This is a genomic window from Lentibacter algarum, from assembly GCF_040580765.1.
Lineage (GTDB): Bacteria > Pseudomonadota > Alphaproteobacteria > Rhodobacterales > Rhodobacteraceae > Lentibacter > Lentibacter algarum.
The window spans coordinates 647,647-662,540 of record NZ_CP158687.1; the positions used below are offsets into that span (position 1 = coordinate 647,647).

Here is a 14,894-nt window from a genome sequence, read left to right on the forward strand (position 1 = left end):
TCGCTGGCTTACTCAGGAGGCCAAGCAACGTCAAGCAGAGGCCGGTATGAGCGTAGAAAGTCCAGTGAATGACATCTCTCCTGTTGTCGTGGTTCTCTTTGCCGCGATGGTGGGGATCGAAGGCGTCTTTGCCGCTGCAGAAGCAGGAATGATTGGTGGGCGCATGGGAATTGGGTGGCGCGTCTCTGCAATCGAGGACTACGGCGTTTTTGGCAGTCTTGTGCAGCTTATGTGGGAGCGCGGCGAGTGGCCGCTTGAACATCTGATCCGATTTGTGAGCTATCCATTTTTGCATGCGAACTTTACTCATATGATCTTTGCTGCGGCGATCATGCTCGCGCTTGGGAAATATGTTGGGGACAGGTTTCGCTGGTGGGCAGTCTTGGCTGTGTTCTTTGCTGCCTCGATTTGTGGTGCGTTTGTTTGGGCTCTCACCAAGACTGACGCGGGGCTGCTAATTGGAGGCTATCCTGGCGCATACGGATTGATTGGCGCCTTCAGTTATATTCTTTGGGTACAGTTGCGCTCCGTGGGGCAACCTCAGATCAGAGCGTTCCAGCTCATCGGATTTTTGATGATGATCCGGTTGGTTCTGGGGCTGCTCTTTGGTTCAGATGGTGTGTGGATTGCAGAGCTTACAGGCTTTGTAGTGGGCTTCGCCCTATCGTTTATCGTCAGTCCTGGTGGATTTGTGCGGCTCAGAGCATTTATCCGCGGCGCAGGGCCGACTTGAATTCGGCTAGTCGGAAGGCTCCGAAAAGCTGTCCGAGACCGAAGTAAGCGAGGACGCTGATCACAACCAGCAGTGTGAGCGCGAGGTACCGCCAACCGCCTGCAATAAAAAGCGGTGAGAGCGCTAGATTGGTTATCCAAAGCACTAAACCCATCGCAACTGATGTGAAAATGATCCGCCATATGCGTTGCTTAAAGCGGCTGTCGAGGCGAGTGACTTCGCCAAATTTACGAGCGCCAAGACCCAACTGTATAACCATGATCCAAGCTGCCAGCGTGGCGGCGACGGCTGGGGCCAGCCAGCCAATATAGGGCTTTAGCCCAAAAGCGAGTGCGGCGTTGACCACCATTGCGAGCAGCGCATAGTGAAACGGGCTTTTGGTGTCTTCACGTGCAAAAAACAGGGGCTGCAACGTTTTTTGCAAAACGAAGGCAGGTAGTCCGAGGCCGTAGATGCTCACAGCAAGGGCAGTCGCAGCGGCATCATCACCAGTGAAATTGCCGCGCTCAAATAGAACTGAAACGAGCGGCAATGGGATCACCATCAAGGCAACGGCAGCAGGCAGCGTGAGCGCGAGAGAGAGTTCAGAGGCGCGAGAATATGCGTTTTGGGCGCCTGTGTCATCGCCGGCTTTTAGGCGCCGCGAGAGGTCGGGTAATAGAACGATGCCAACAGCGATACCGACGACACCAAGAGGGAGCTGATAGAGGCGGTCTGCAGCATAGAGCCAACTGATGGCCTTTTCATACTCGGAGGCGACAAGCTGCCCCACGACAAGGTTAATTTGTACAACGCCCATCGCCAAGCTGGCAGGTACAGCGACGCGTAATAGCTTGCCCATTTCTGGGCTGGGGCGCGGAAAATTTGGTACGATGCGCAGGCCCGCACGTCGGGTTGCGATATAGACAAGTGCGAGCTGGGCCAGTCCAGCGAAGGGGATTGTCCATACAAGGGCTAGGGCAACATTACCACCTGCGTAGGCTGCGAAGAGCATGACGCCTGTCAACATAATGTTGAGCAAAACAGGTGCGGCAGCTGCCGCGGCAAAGCGGCCCGTCGCGTTGAGCACACCAGAGAAAAGAGCGGCAAGCGAAATAAAGAAAATATAGGGGAAGACGATGCGTCCAAAGCCTGTGGCCATGTCAAAGCGCTCATCACCAGAAAATCCTTCAGCCGTGGCCCAGACCAATGCTGGCATGAAGACAAGCGCGAGGCCTGTGAGCGCGAGCACAGCCATGCTGAGCCAGCTCAACGCAGCAGAGGCAAAGGCTTCTGGCGCATCATTGGCTTCAAGCTTTTTGGAAAACATTGGCACAAAAGCGGCATTAAACGCGCCCTCGGCAAAGAAACGGCGAAACATATTGGGGAGGCGGAAAGCCACTACAAAAGCATCCATCACCGCACCTGGCCCAAGATATGAGGAAATCAGGATGTCGCGTGCGAACCCCATGATCCGGCTCATGAGTGTCCAGAATCCAACTGTGAAAATACCAGAGACGAGGCGGATTTGTTTCATTTAATGGTCTTTTACTATTTCAGAGTGGTGTAAACGATCGCGACGGCCCTAGGAAGAAAAGGTTTTGCGCTCTGCTACGTGTATCGTGCAGCTGCGGGCTTGGCGTGACGACCTATAGGATCTTTGTGGCACGGAAAAAAGATGTCACTGCCACTCAAGAGCGCGCGCGTTCCGCTCCTTCGGAAATGGCCGTGCGGAGCTTGTTTTCGAGAGTTTTTTGTTTGCTTTCCGTGTAAAATTTCAAGCCAAACATGTCTTTAACGTAGAAGGTATCTACGACCTGTTCGCCATATGTCGCGATAACAGCAGAGGCGATGTAAACGTTTGAGTTGGCTAGTGTACGGGTGAGATCATAGAGCAGGCCGGGGCGATCGCGGGTGTCGACCTCGATAATTGTATAAATTTCGGAGCCTTCATTGTCGAACGTGATCGACGTTGGCACACGGAAGGCACGCTCTCGCTTCTTGAGTTTGTCGCGGGTTTGAATGGCCTCGCCGGCGATGACTTCACCTGCGAGCGTGCGTTCGATCATTTTACGCAAGCGGGGCAGGCGGGAGGCTTCAAAAGGGCTGCCCTCGGCATCCTGGACCCAGAAGGCCGCAGTGGCATAGCCATCTTTTGAGGTAAAGGTGCGTGCATCTACGATATTTGCGCCGACAAGAGCCAGTGCACCACACATGCGGCTGAAAATTCCGGGGTGATCGGCAACAACGAAGCAAACGCGCGTCGCGTCACGGTCGTCGTCGGGGTGCAAGTCAATCCGAATTTCATCATTGCCTAGACCCTTTAGCAGGTTGGCAAAAACTACATGTGCCGTGACGTGAAGGCCCTGCCAGTAAGGTGGATAGTGCCGTGCTGTTTCGTGCTTGATGTCTTTCTTGTCCCAGCCGTGAAGTTCGGCACGCAGCGTTTTTTTAGCCTCTGTCCCCCGGTTTTCACGGTTGAGTGCTTCCATGCCTTCTTCTAGTGCATGACGGGTCTGGCGATAGAGAGCCCTTATCAGTGCGGCCTTCCAGTTGTTCCAAGTGTCAGGGCCAACACCGCGAATATCGCAGACGGTCAGGACCGTTAGCAAGTCCAGCCGCTTAACTGTCTGAACGGCTTTGGCAAAGTCGCGAACGGTGCGTGGGTCGGCAATGTCGCGTTTTTGTGCCATATCAGACATCAGCAAATGATAGCGTACCAGCCACTCTACTGTGTCACAGTCGTTACGGCTGAGGCCAAGACGCGGAGCCACTTTGCGCGCAATCTGTGCGCCGAGTACAGAATGATCCTGATCGCGACCCTTGCCGATGTCATGCAGAAGCATTGCGACCATTAGGACCTTTCGGTCGACTCCGTCGCGCAAGATCTCTGTAGAGATCGGCAGCTCTTCTTCAAGTTCTAGTCGCTCGATGCGGGAGAAGTTCGAGATCACCTGAATGGTGTGCTCATCGACTGTGTATGAATGATACATGTTGAATTGCATCATCGCGACGATCGGCTCAAACTCGGGAAGGAAAGCTGCGAGGACACCCAACTCGTTCATGCGTCGTAAGGCGCGCTCTGGGTTGCCATGTTTGAGGAGCAGGTCCAAGAAAATTTGTTGGGCCTCACGGTTTTCGCGAAGACTGTCATCGATTAGATGTAAATTGGCGGTTACCAACCGCATTGCGTCGGGATGGATGAGCATCCCTGTGCGCAACCCTTCCTCGAACACGCGCAGTAGATTGAGCGGGTTAGAGAGAAATGTGGCCTCGTCCAAGACCGCAAGGCGGCCATGAATAACTTGATAGCCGTCTTTCACGCGTGGTTTGCGCGAAAAGATACGTTGCAGCAGAGGCTCAGGCTTGGTGTGCATCGCTTCTAGCTTGGTTAGGAAGATACGTGTCAGATCTCCAACGCGCGTTGCATTGCGAAAGTAATCCTGCATGAAGTGCTCGACAGCTCGGCGGCCAGACTTGTCTTGATAGCCCATGCGGTCTGCCACTTCGACTTGGAGGTCAAACGTAAGCTGTTCATTGGGGCGCCCTGTCACAAGGTGAAGATGACACCGCACAGCCCAGAGGAAGTTTTCTGCCTTCTGAAAGCGGTCATATTCTTCGGGTCGAAAAACTGCCAGCTGGACTAGTTCCTCGATGCTTTCGACGTGGTGGACGTATTTCGCAATCCAGTAAAGTGACTGCAAGTCACGCAAGCCGCCTTTGCCTTCTTTGACATTGGGCTCTACGACATAACGCTCGCCCTGACGTTCATGGCGCTCGTCCCGTTCGGTTAGCTTTGCAGCGACAAACTCTGTCTCGGTGCCTTGGAACAATTCGCTTTTGAGACGCTTGGCGAGAGTTGCCGCAGGAGCTTTGTCACCGACAAGAAAACGCTGTTCGAGCAGCGCCGTGCGGATTGTGAAGTCTTCGGCGCCAAGCTTAAGACAGTCAGAAAGAGTTCGGCTTGAGTGGCCGACCTTTAAATGTAAATCCCACAGGATATAAAGCATGGCCTCAATCACGCTTTTCGCGCGTGGCGAGATATGTTTTTGCATTAGAAAAAGTAAGTCAATGTCTGACTGCGGAGCCATCTCTCCGCGTCCGTACCCGCCGACTGCCAAGAGCGCGAGTGCCTCATCGTCTGTTGAACTTATTTTAGGATGTAGAATTTGTGAGGCCACGGCAAAAGTGCAGGTGACGAGGCAGTCTGCGAGCCAGCAATAGGCACGTCGGGTTGGGAGCGCGGCCAATGGATTTGAACGAAACGCAGCCTCGATCGCGGTCATCCCTGCCTTGCGGTGTTCTAGCAAAATGGCTGCCGTTTGCCGGCGCAAATCAGCTTCATCAGTATAATTTTCTGTCGCGCTAACCAGCTGTACGACAAGCTTTTCAGCGTCAATGATTTGATCTGCTGGGCAGACCAAATCATCACGTTGTTCTGGAATGGAAATGTTCAGAGACAGTTTAGAACCCTGCGCCACTGAATGATTTTGGAGCTTGGTCAATAATCACGACTTTCTTGTCTTGAACCTGTGCGATCGCTAGGCCGCGCTCGTTTGTTCCGTCTGGATTGAAGCGGAAAATTCCGTTGGCGCCTTGAAAGCCGGCCCCTTGGGTCAGGGAAGCGGCGGAGAGCGCGTCACGCTTGCCTGATTTGGCCAGCGCGCCGACTGCTGCAATGCCGTCGTAAGCCAAGCCTGCAAGGGGGTGCGGTGGCGTACTGTAGGCGCTTGAGAAGCGCTCTGCAAATTGGGTTGATTTTGTTGGATCAGGCATTGCAAACCATCCGCCTTGAAGGCCTGAAAGCTGAAGGGTTTGAGCCGGTACATCCCAGCGGGAGAGACCGATGAATTGTGTGTTTGTATTGTTTATGCCGACATCTGGCAGCATCTGAGCATAAAACGGCAACGCCGCGTCAGATGTCGATGTCATGAAAATCGCATTGGCACTGCTTGCTTGCGCTGCTGCTTTGATGCGCTGTACCGCGCTTGTCACACCCTGCTGGGACCGTTCATAACCAACTGCTCCCGCGAATGTAGCACCAGAGCGCGCAATGGCCTGCGTGATTGCGGCCTTGCCAAGCTGCCCGCCAATCTCTTCGTCATGCACAACAAGGATACGGTCTTTTCCACTGCGTTTGGCGTAATAGGCTAAGCGATTGGCCGTGTTTTGAAATGTTGATCCGAGCAGGAAGAGGTTCCCGCCAGAGATTGTTGTGTTGTTGGAAAAGGTCAACACGTTTACACCGTCAGCAGCAACCGCAACGGCGGCTGCGTTCGCGGCCTCTGCGCGTAGCGGACCCAAGATAACTTGAGCGCCATCTGCTACGGCTTGTCGGGCGGCTGTTTGTGCACGAGCCACATCTCCCGCTGTTGCATAGACACGCAAGTCTATTTCGACCCCTTGAAGGTCAGCCACGGCCAGGCGTGCCGCGTTTTCAAGGGAGTCGGAGATTGTGTTATCTCCGTCTATTGCGCTTCCGCGAGGGAGAAGAAGCGCTACTTTCACTGGCTCTCCAAGCTTAACGTTCCCTTTACCAGCGCCCGCCGTGGTGAGCGCAATGGGCTCACAAGCCGCGAGCCAGACTAGACTTAAAATGCCAACGAGTTTCGGGAAGGGCTTGCGAATACTACTTAAAACAGCGAACATGTATAACTTCTTTCTCCCTGAGCTTTGGGTCTGGTATGGCGACAATATAGCCTGCCCAAGCTAATTGGTTCTCGGGTGATAATAAACGTCGAGGCGTGAGGGTCTAGAGGTGAATCATAAAGAAATCGTTCTGGAGCCTATGCTCTATCTCGTCGCGACTCCTTTGGGCACCGCGCGGGATATAACTTTGCGCACATTGGATGTTCTTGCGAGCGCGGATATGCTTGCTGCGGAAGATACTCGAACCCTTAAAAAACTCATGGAAATCCATGGGATAGCTCTTAAGGATCGGCCTGTGATTGCATATCATGATCACAACGGGGATCGTGCCCGCCCAAAAATTCTGAATGCCTTGGCAGCTGGGCAATCTGTCGCTTACGCCTCAGAGGCCGGAACGCCTATGATTGCAGATCCTGGGTACCATCTGGTCCGTGAGGTTCAGGCCAAAGGCTATGGCGTTACGTCTTTGCCTGGTCCTTCGGCTGTCATAACGGCGCTTACGCTAGGTGGGTTGCCGACCGATACATTTACATTCGCGGGCTTTTTGCCAAACAGCAAAGCAGCCCGGCGCAAGGCGTTGAAGTCTTATGAGAGTGCTGCCGGAACTTTGGTGTTCTACGAATCCCCCAAGCGCATCGCTGCAATGATCAGTGATGCTGCAGACGTCTTGGGCAGTGAGAGAGAAGGCCGAATTTGCCGAGAGTTGACCAAAAAATTTGAGGAAGTGATTGCAGGCACTTTAGGGGAGTTGTCCGAACGGCTGGCTGGAAGCACTCTGAAAGGCGAAATTGTCATGTTGATTGGCAAGGGCACGGTGGAAGAGATGAGCCATGATGTACTGGTTTCTGAGCTGAAGGCATTGATGCAGGACATGAGCCTGCGGGACGCCGCGGATCGGCTGGCAGAAGACACGGGTATCAAGCGGCGTGAAATCTATCAGATTGGTCTTGAGCTTCAAAAAGCTTAGTCATTTGTTAGGTTGTCTATGGTGAAATAAACCATGGAAACTAAAATTTTACCCAAAAAAACAACAAGTGCGCGCCAGCGAGGCGCGACAGCATATCATGCAGGTCTCGCCGCGGAGTCCATTGCACAGCGTCATTATGAGCAGGCTGGCTACACGCTTTTGGTGCAACGCTGGCGTGGCAAAGCAGGCGAGATTGATTTGATCTTTTCGAAAAACGACGAGACTGTTTTTGTCGAAGTGAAGCGGGCTCGTGATTTTTCGCAAGCGGTTGAGCGTATTGGCCCAGCTCAGATGGTTCGAATAGCTACCGCTGCAGAGGAGTATGCGGCCAGATTACCAAAAGGTCTTCTCAGCTCGATGCGTATTGATGTGGCTTTGGTCAATGGCACTGGCGCGTGCCATGTGGTCAAAAATGCTTTTGGTGCTTGAGCCATTGAACCCAGTTGCGATCTCGGCCATTTATGATGCAACCATTGCAATAAGGCTGGATCATGAAAATCGCTTTCCAAATGGACCCTATCGGGCCGATTAATATCAATGCTGACAGCAGCTTTCGGATTGCCGAAGAGGCCCAAGCGCGCGGACATGACCTGTTTTACTACACCCCCGAGCGACTAAGCTATCGTGAAGGGCGCGTTTTGGCGCGCGGTTGGCCTTTGACAGTGCGTCGCAAAGAGGGCGACCACTTTACGCTGGGCGAAGAAACCGAAGTGGATCTCTCTACATTTGATGTGGTTTGGCTGCGCCAAGACCCACCTTTTGATATGTTTTATATCACGACAACGCATATTTTGGACCGGATTCATCCGAAAACACTTGTGGTGAATGATCCGTTTTGGGTGCGAAACTTTCCTGAGAAGCTTCTGGTGCTCGACTTCCCCGATCTAACACCACCTACCATGATTGCACGCGACCTCGAAGATTTGAAAGCCTTTAAGGCTGAGCATCAAGACGTGATCCTCAAGCCGCTCTATGGCAACGGGGGAGCCGGCGTTTTCCGTCTGACTCCTGAAGATCGTAACCTTGCTTCATTGTATGAGCTTTTCACGGCCAATAGTCGTGAACCTTTGATCATGCAGAAATTTTTGCCCGATGTCTCCAATGGCGACAAACGTGTCATCTTGGTGGACGGTGAGCCGGTGGGTGCAATCAACCGCGTGCCCGCTGCGGGCGAAACACGCTCCAATATGCACGTCGGTGGGCGGCCTGAAAAGGTAGGCTTGACCAAGCGTGATCTTGAGATTTGTGCCCGTATTGGTCCGCTTCTCAAAGAGAAAGGACAGGTTTTCGTTGGGATCGATGTGATCGGTGACTATCTCACCGAAATCAACGTGACCTCGCCTACAGGCATTCAGGAGCTTGAAAGATTTGACGGAGTGAACATCGCTGAGAAGATCTGGGAAGCAATTGAAGCGCGACGGGCCTAGGGAAAACAGGTGTTCTGAAACGATGATACCATGGTTGGACCTTACCGAGAGGTTCAATTTTGCAATTGAACCAAGTCAGCAAGCCGTGGACCAGTTGTGAGCTGCTATACTAGGCAGGGCACGCGTTGAGCTGAGTGGCAAATTGGCTTAATCCCCTGCGGTACCATTCACTCTAAAGCTAACTGCTTCGGCGATATGGGGTTTTCTCACAGCGCTGCTGCCGGCTAGATCGGCAATTGTACGCGCAACCCGCAAGATGCGATGATACCCGCGCGCTGTTAGACCAAATTTATCGGCTGCCTTAAGTAAAAAGCTGCGCCCCTCTTCGTCGGGTGCGGCGATTTCTTCTAACACCGTTCCCTCCGCATCAGCGTTGAGATGCATCGTTGTCACATTTGCAAATCGTTCAGCCTGGATAGCACGGGCGAGGGCGACATTTTGGGACACTTCAGCAGAACTGGTGCCACCTGCTGGCAAATCAAGGTCGCTCAAAGAAACGGGGGGAACATCAATGCGAATGTCAAAACGATCCATCAGTGGGCCTGAAATGCGTCCAAGATAATCCTCACCGCACATTGGCACGCGTGCACAGGCGCGGGCAGGATCGAAGAGATAGCCACATTTACAAGGGTTTGCCGCCGCGATCAGTAAAAACCGGCAGGGGTAGCGAACATGTGCATTGGCGCGGCTCACGACAACTTCACCTGTCTCGATGGGCTGACGCAAGGTCTCGAGAACGGCGCGGGGGAACTCGGGAAACTCATCCATAAACAACACACCATTGTGGGCGAGGCTTATTTCCCCTGGCTTGGCGCTGCGTCCTCCGCCCACAATGGCGGCCATTGAGGCTGTGTGATGCGGTTCGCGAAAAGGGCGAAGGCGCGAGATGCCACCTTCTTCTATAAGGCCTGAAAGAGAGTGTATCATTGATGTTTCTAGAGCTTCGGCCGCGCTGAGCGGTGGCAGAATAGAGGGCATGCGTGCAGCAAGCATAGATTTTCCAGAACCAGGTGTGCCAATCATGATCATGTGATGGCGCCCAGCTGCAGCTATTTCGAGTGCGCGTTTTGCGCGTTCCTGCCCTTTGACATCCCGCAGATCACGTTCGCCGCTGTCGGCACGTACCTCTCCGGGTTGAGCTGGGGGCAGGGGCATCTGTCCTGTCAGATGCTGGATTGCATGCAGCAAAGAAGACGGTGCGATAACATTGGCTGCGTCAACCCATGCCGCTTCTGCACCAGAGGCCTCTGGGCAAATCAGGCAGCGCCCTGCTTCAGCTGCCGCCAGTGCAGCAGGCAAAGCACCAATCACGGGCACAAGTGCACCATCAAGTGACAATTCGCCCAGAGACGTGACTGTTTCTACGGCATCGTCCGGCAAAATCCCAAGAGCCGCCAGAAGCGCTAATGCGATAGGCAGGTCAAAGTGACTTCCCTCTTTGGGTAGATCAGCGGGTGAAAGATTTATTGTGAGGCGTTTGGAGGGTAGGGCGATTGAAAGGGCAGAAAGCGCGGCGCGCACGCGGTCGCGTGCCTCTGAAACAGCTTTATCGGGCAATCCTACAATTGAAAACGCTGGTAGGCCTGGTGTTACGGCACATTGAACCTCGACAGGGCGCGCTTCGACCCCTTCGAAAGCCACTGTATATGTTCTTGAAACCATTTTACTCTTCCTAACGTGGTTAACCGTTAGGCAGGGTGCGTTTAGAATTGGTTAATGAAGCTCTTAAATTTTCTCAGATTAGACGTGAGCCGTGGGCCACTCAGTTTTTTTGAGTGGTTGGGGGTAGGGGAACGGCTCGTATGTTTTCGCAATGCCTTCTGAGCGCCACTGCTGAAAGGCTGAATCTGCAAGTGTTGTTGCAACATAGGTTGAAACATCCGCACACACAGGCAACGCATAGCCAGCAATGCGCGCCATGAGTGGTGCATAAAACGCATCAGCAAGCGAATAGGCACCAAATAACCAAGGCCCTTCAAGTTTTATTTGTCTGGTATGACTGAAGAGCACTTCAAAGCGTGCAAGGTCTTTGCGTACCTCCGCCGTTGGTTCAAATCCAACCCATTGATGAAAGAGTTGCATGGGGCACTCGTTGCGCAAGGCCGAAAACCCCGCATGCATTTCTGCTGTGATCGATCTGGCGAGAGCGCGGGCCTTGGGCTCGGCAGGCCAGAGCTGTGCTTCAGGATGACGTGTCGCAAGCTCTTCGGCCATTGCCATACTGTCAAAGAGCACTGCGCCGTCTTCACAGAGCAGAGCAGGCACAGTGCGCGCTGGGGACAGCGCAGCAAGGTCTGCAGCCATCGTTCCGTCGTAGAGTCCTACGGCATGGGCACGGTAGGGCAGCCCAAAATGTTCCAACATGAGCCAGCCGCGCAAAGACCAGCTCGAAAAGGCTTTGTCACCAATGTATAAATCATACGTCATGTCTTATAAATACGCTGATTTTGAGTGGGAGAACAGTGCTAGCTTTTGAGTGTTACCATCACAGTTTTGTTGCAGTTTGATAACCGCGTTTGTCCTTGCAAATCGGTCGTTGCCGTGGCGAAGTCGTCTCATGAAACAGATTGCCCTTTTCGTTTTCATCCTATGTTTTGGTCCAGTGGCTCTGGCAGACCAAACGGATTTTTTGCCCAAGGCGAATGTCTATGTCATTGGCGAAATTCATGACAATATGGATCATCATGTGCGCCAAGCGGAATTGACAGCGGCGATCATGCCTAAAGCTTTGGTGTTTGAAATGCTCTCCGCCGAAGATGCGCAGGCGATTGGCCCTGAAAAACGTCGCGACGTGAATGCTCTTCAGGCTCTGAACTGGTGGGAGCGGGGCTCAGATGTCGGTACACATTACGCACCCATTTTACTGGCTGCGCCAGAAGCGCTGGTCTTTGGAGCTCATGTGAGCCGAGAGAGGGTGCATACCGCTATGCTGCAGGGGGCCGCGAGCTATTTTGGTGTTCAGTCAGAAATTTACGGCTTGAGTGCGTCATTGGGCGATGAAGAACAAGCGGCCCGTGAAGCGTATCAACTGGCGGCGCATTGTGATGCCTTGCCGGCCGAAATATTGCCCATCATGGTCGATGTCCAACGCTTGCGGGATGCAGAGCTCGCACGCGCAACCGCTCAGGCGCTTACAAAGACAGATGGCCCCGTTGTGGTGATAACCGGAAATGGCCATGCTCGAAAAGACTGGGGAATGTCTGTTTACCTTACTAAGGCAAGGGCAGACCTGTTGGTTTATTCGATCGGTCAGGGCGAAACGGGACTTATGCCAGAGGGCGTGTTTGACGAAGTCAGATACAGCCCAGCAGCCTCACGTGATGACCCGTGTGCCGCTTTCTCCAAAGATTGAGTTTGCTTGTGCCCATTGAGTTTGCTCTCTGCTCGGCTTAACTCTTGTGATGACGGAAAAGATGCGGGGGCCGCTATGCTGGCTGGCAAAAGAATATTGCTTATTATCGGCGGCGGTATCGCGGCGTATAAATGCCTCGATCTCATTCGTCGTTTGAAAGAACGTGGCGCATGCGTAACGCCCGTTTTGACACGCGCAGCGCAGGAGTTTGTTACGCCCCTCTCGGTTTCAGCTTTGGCGGGCGAGAAAGTCTACACTGATCTCTTTGATCTGACAGATGAGGCCGAGATGGGCCATATCCAGCTGAGCCGTGTAGCCGACCTTGTACTTGTTGCCCCAGCCACGGCAGATCTCATGGCTAAGATGGCAGGCGGCCATGCCAATGATCTTGCGACAACGCTTCTGATGGCAACAGACACCCCTGTGATGATTGCTCCCGCTATGAATTTGCGGATGTGGGAGCATGCTGCAACACAGCGCAACCTCGCCACTCTGCTGGGCGATAAAGTCCAGGTTATCGGTCCGAACAATGGCGATATGGCCTGTGGCGAGCATGGCCCGGGGCGCATGTCCGAGCCCATGGAAATTGTCGCGGCTGTTGAGCTCGCGCTCTCTGACGGTCCGCTCAGAGGCAAGCGCGTTCTCGTTACATCAGGCCCCACGCATGAGCCGATCGACCCGGTGCGCTATATCGCCAATCGCTCTTCAGGGGCGCAAGGCACGGCGATAGCCTCTGCTCTTGCAAGCCTTGGCGCAGAGGTTGTCTTTGTTACAGGCCCCGCCGATGTGGCGCCGCCTTCGGGTGTTAAGGTTGTCGCGGTTCAGAGTGCTGCTGAGATGCTTCAGGCTGTGCAAAACGCTTTGCCTGTTGACGCTGGCGTTTTTGCCGCCGCTGTGGCCGACTGGCGGGTAAAGCGCGAGAGCAACTCCAAGATCAAAAAACAGGACGGCAAGCTGCCGATTCTCGAATTCGCCGAAAACCCTGACATTCTGGCTGAAGTGAGCCAAATGAAAAAGGACCGCCCAGGGCTTGTCGTTGGTTTTGCAGCAGAGACTGATGATGTGATCGCCAACGCCACAGCGAAACGCAAACGCAAGGGATGCGACTGGATTGTTGCCAATGATGTCAGTCCCGAAACAGGCATCATGGGAGGCACAGAAAACGCGGTGCATCTGATTACGGATGACGGTGTGGAAGACTGGCCGCGCATGGGCAAGGGCGAGGTGGCGCGCCAGCTTGCAGAGCGGATCGCTGCAGCTCTGGGTTGAGGAGCCTCCAGCGGTGATGTTTTTAGAAAGAAAAAGGGCGTGATGTGATCACTGTAAAGTTCATTTGGGATGAGGAGGCGGATTGCGGCTTGGGCCTGCCTGCTTACGAGAGTGCAGGTGCCGCTGGGGCGGACCTTCGTGCGAACTTTGCAGACCGTGGTGAGATCACCCTTGAGGTGGGCGCGCGCACGCTTGTGCCCACGGGGCTTAGGCTTGAGATTCCGCAAGGTTATGAGGTGCAGCTGCGCCCGCGCTCGGGGCTGGCGTTGAAGCACGGTATCACCTTGCTCAACAGTCCAGGCACGATAGATGCCGATTATCGCGGACCACTCGGAGTGATCATGATGAACGCAGGCTCGGAGCCTTTCACCGTCAAACACGGCGAGCGCATCGCACAGATGGTGGTTGCCCCTGTGGTGCAGGCGCGTTTCGAGCTGTCCGACGCACTTTCTGACACCGCCCGCGGCACAGGCGGCTTTGGCTCGACAGGGCGCAGCTGATGGCGCTGGCTGTTCTTGGTGTCATGGCAATGATCTGGGCTCTAGGTAGACGATTGCGCTGGCCGAAGGTCATGGTCTGGGGGCTTATTGTGCTGGTCTATGGGGCGGCACTTGGGTTTCAGTTTGTTGTGGACGGCGGCAATCCTGCGCCATGGGCTATCGTTGGAGGGATTGTGGCACTGGTGGCGGCTTATGCCTTTGGCCTTTCGCGCCTCAAATCTCGTGTGAAACTTGAACCCGAAACCAAATCACAAGGCACATTCCGCGAGGCCGAGCTTGAGCGCTATGCACGCCATATTGTTTTGCGCGAGTTTGGTGGACCAGGACAGAAAAAGCTCAAAAACGCCAAGGTGCTCGTGATCGGCGCAGGCGGTCTTGGCTCACCAGTACTGATGTATCTTGCGGCAGCGGGCGTTGGTACAATCGGGGTGATCGATGACGACATGGTCGATCACAGCAACCTGCAGCGCCAGGTGATCCACCGCGACGAGGCGATTGGCACGTCCAAGGTCCACTCCGCTGCTGAGGCCATGCGCGCGCTCAATCCGTATATTGAGGTACGCCCCTACCAGCGCCGTCTCACAGCCGAGCTCGCTGAGGCGCTTTTTGCAGAATATGATGTGATCCTTGATGGAACCGACAATTTCACTACGCGCTACTTGAGCAACGCGACTGCCGTGGCCCTTGGGAAGCCGCTTGTCTCAGGTGCTTTGGCTCAATGGGAGGGGCAGCTTTCGGTCTTTGATCCGGCGCGCGGCGGGCCCTGCTACCAATGTATTTTCCCCGAGGCGCCCGTAGACGGGCTCGCGCCATCTTGTGCTGAGGCCGGCGTGGTCGCACCCTTGCCCGGGGTGATTGGAACGATGATGGCGCTAGAGACTGTCAAGGTTATTACCGGCGCGGGCCATATCCTGCGTGCCGAAATGCTGATTTATGACGGGCTTTATGGCGAAAGCCGCAAAATCAAACTCGCTGCGCGCAAAGACTGTCCTATCTGTCATGGCGAGATAGCCTGACA

Annotated in this window: 13 protein-coding genes; 8 read left to right on the top strand and 5 right to left on the bottom strand. The window is 54.2% G+C overall.

The genetic code is table 11. From position 1 onward, the window contains the following. The first annotated feature begins 46 nt into the window (after positions 1–46). On the top strand, positions 47–733 hold the full coding sequence (locus DSM117340_RS03225) for a rhomboid family intramembrane serine protease (protein WP_089887814.1): 687 nt from the start codon (positions 47–49) through the stop codon (positions 731–733). On the opposite strand, the gene murJ is transcribed toward DSM117340_RS03225, so the two are convergent. The 3 genes from murJ to DSM117340_RS03240 all read right to left on the bottom strand — a co-directional run bounded on the left by murJ (position 708) and on the right by DSM117340_RS03240 (position 6,361). Then, a complete protein-coding gene (murJ, locus tag DSM117340_RS03230) occupies positions 708–2,249 on the bottom strand; it encodes a murein biosynthesis integral membrane protein MurJ (protein WP_089887815.1) in 1,542 nt (513 codons plus the stop codon). The genes DSM117340_RS03225 and murJ overlap by 26 nt on opposite strands. Before the next feature lie 154 nt (positions 2,250–2,403). After that, entirely contained in the window at positions 2,404–5,193 is a 2,790-nt protein-coding gene (locus tag DSM117340_RS03235; RefSeq protein ID WP_245724346.1) for a [protein-PII] uridylyltransferase, read from the bottom strand. Continuing rightward, positions 5,177–6,361 carry a penicillin-binding protein activator gene (locus DSM117340_RS03240; RefSeq protein WP_089887819.1) on the bottom strand — a complete coding sequence of 395 codons (1,185 nt, stop codon included), beginning with the start codon at positions 6,359–6,361 and terminating at the stop codon, positions 5,177–5,179. The genes DSM117340_RS03235 and DSM117340_RS03240 overlap by 17 nt, the downstream gene beginning before the upstream one ends. Before the next feature lie 109 nt (positions 6,362–6,470). On the opposite strand from DSM117340_RS03240, the gene rsmI reads away from it, so the two are divergent. From rsmI to gshB, 3 genes are all read left to right on the top strand, one after another. Further along, positions 6,471–7,328 (top strand): 16S rRNA (cytidine(1402)-2'-O)-methyltransferase, encoded by an 858-nt coding sequence (rsmI, locus tag DSM117340_RS03245; RefSeq protein ID WP_245724347.1) that lies wholly within the window; start codon positions 6,471–6,473, stop codon positions 7,326–7,328. Between the two features lie 33 nt (positions 7,329–7,361). Beyond that, the gene (locus DSM117340_RS03250) at positions 7,362–7,757 is read left to right on the top strand and encodes a YraN family protein (RefSeq protein ID WP_089887823.1); all 396 of its coding nucleotides are present in this window, start codon (positions 7,362–7,364) and stop codon (positions 7,755–7,757) included. A 62-nt stretch (positions 7,758–7,819) separates the two neighbouring features. Continuing rightward, positions 7,820–8,755, top strand: a complete 936-nt coding sequence (gshB, locus tag DSM117340_RS03255; protein ID WP_089887825.1) for a glutathione synthase — start codon at positions 7,820–7,822, stop codon at positions 8,753–8,755. A gap of 147 nt (positions 8,756–8,902) precedes the next feature. Here the strand turns inward: gshB and DSM117340_RS03260 are convergent, their stop codons facing one another. After that, complete coding sequence (locus DSM117340_RS03260) at positions 8,903–10,417, bottom strand: YifB family Mg chelatase-like AAA ATPase (RefSeq protein ID WP_089887826.1); 1,515 nt, start codon at positions 10,415–10,417, stop codon at positions 8,903–8,905. A gap of 78 nt (positions 10,418–10,495) precedes the next feature. Next, entirely contained in the window at positions 10,496–11,182 is a 687-nt protein-coding gene (locus tag DSM117340_RS03265; RefSeq protein ID WP_089887828.1) for a glutathione S-transferase, read from the bottom strand. A 130-nt stretch (positions 11,183–11,312) separates the two neighbouring features. Between DSM117340_RS03265 and DSM117340_RS03270 the strand changes: the two genes are divergently transcribed. The 4 genes from DSM117340_RS03270 to DSM117340_RS03285 all read left to right on the top strand — a co-directional run bounded on the left by DSM117340_RS03270 (position 11,313) and on the right by DSM117340_RS03285 (position 14,892). Further along, complete coding sequence (locus DSM117340_RS03270) at positions 11,313–12,107, top strand: ChaN family lipoprotein (RefSeq protein WP_089887830.1); 795 nt, start codon at positions 11,313–11,315, stop codon at positions 12,105–12,107. 75 nt (positions 12,108–12,182) lie between these two features. Further along, on the top strand, positions 12,183–13,376 hold the full coding sequence (gene coaBC / locus DSM117340_RS03275; RefSeq protein WP_089887832.1) for a bifunctional phosphopantothenoylcysteine decarboxylase/phosphopantothenate--cysteine ligase CoaBC: 1,194 nt from the start codon (positions 12,183–12,185) through the stop codon (positions 13,374–13,376). 44 nt (positions 13,377–13,420) lie between these two features. After that, positions 13,421–13,876 (top strand): dUTP diphosphatase, encoded by a 456-nt coding sequence (dut, locus tag DSM117340_RS03280; RefSeq protein ID WP_089887834.1) that lies wholly within the window; start codon positions 13,421–13,423, stop codon positions 13,874–13,876. Further along, entirely contained in the window at positions 13,876–14,892 is a 1,017-nt protein-coding gene (locus tag DSM117340_RS03285; RefSeq protein WP_089887836.1) for a HesA/MoeB/ThiF family protein, read from the top strand. Before dut ends, DSM117340_RS03285 begins: the two co-directional genes overlap by 1 nt. Positions 14,893–14,894: the final 2 nt, after the last annotated feature.

Excerpts from the sequence above, each read along its gene's own strand:
- DSM117340_RS03225 (WP_089887814.1), top strand. The coding sequence starts at position 47 with ATGAGCGTAGAAAGTCCAGTGAATGACATCTCTCCTGTTGTCGTGGTT.
- murJ (WP_089887815.1), bottom strand. The coding sequence starts at position 2,249 with ATGAAACAAATCCGCCTCGTCTCTGGTATTTTCACAGTTGGATTCTGG.
- DSM117340_RS03240 (WP_089887819.1), bottom strand. The coding sequence starts at position 6,361 with ATGTTCGCTGTTTTAAGTAGTATTCGCAAGCCCTTCCCGAAACTCGTT.
- DSM117340_RS03250 (WP_089887823.1), top strand. The coding sequence starts at position 7,362 with ATGGAAACTAAAATTTTACCCAAAAAAACAACAAGTGCGCGCCAGCGA.
- gshB (WP_089887825.1), top strand. The coding sequence starts at position 7,820 with ATGAAAATCGCTTTCCAAATGGACCCTATCGGGCCGATTAATATCAAT.
- DSM117340_RS03260 (WP_089887826.1), bottom strand. The coding sequence starts at position 10,417 with ATGGTTTCAAGAACATATACAGTGGCTTTCGAAGGGGTCGAAGCGCGC.
- DSM117340_RS03265 (WP_089887828.1), bottom strand. The coding sequence starts at position 11,182 with ATGACGTATGATTTATACATTGGTGACAAAGCCTTTTCGAGCTGGTCT.
- DSM117340_RS03270 (WP_089887830.1), top strand. The coding sequence starts at position 11,313 with ATGAAACAGATTGCCCTTTTCGTTTTCATCCTATGTTTTGGTCCAGTG.
- coaBC (WP_089887832.1), top strand. The coding sequence starts at position 12,183 with ATGCTGGCTGGCAAAAGAATATTGCTTATTATCGGCGGCGGTATCGCG.
- DSM117340_RS03285 (WP_089887836.1), top strand. The coding sequence starts at position 13,876 with ATGGCGCTGGCTGTTCTTGGTGTCATGGCAATGATCTGGGCTCTAGGT.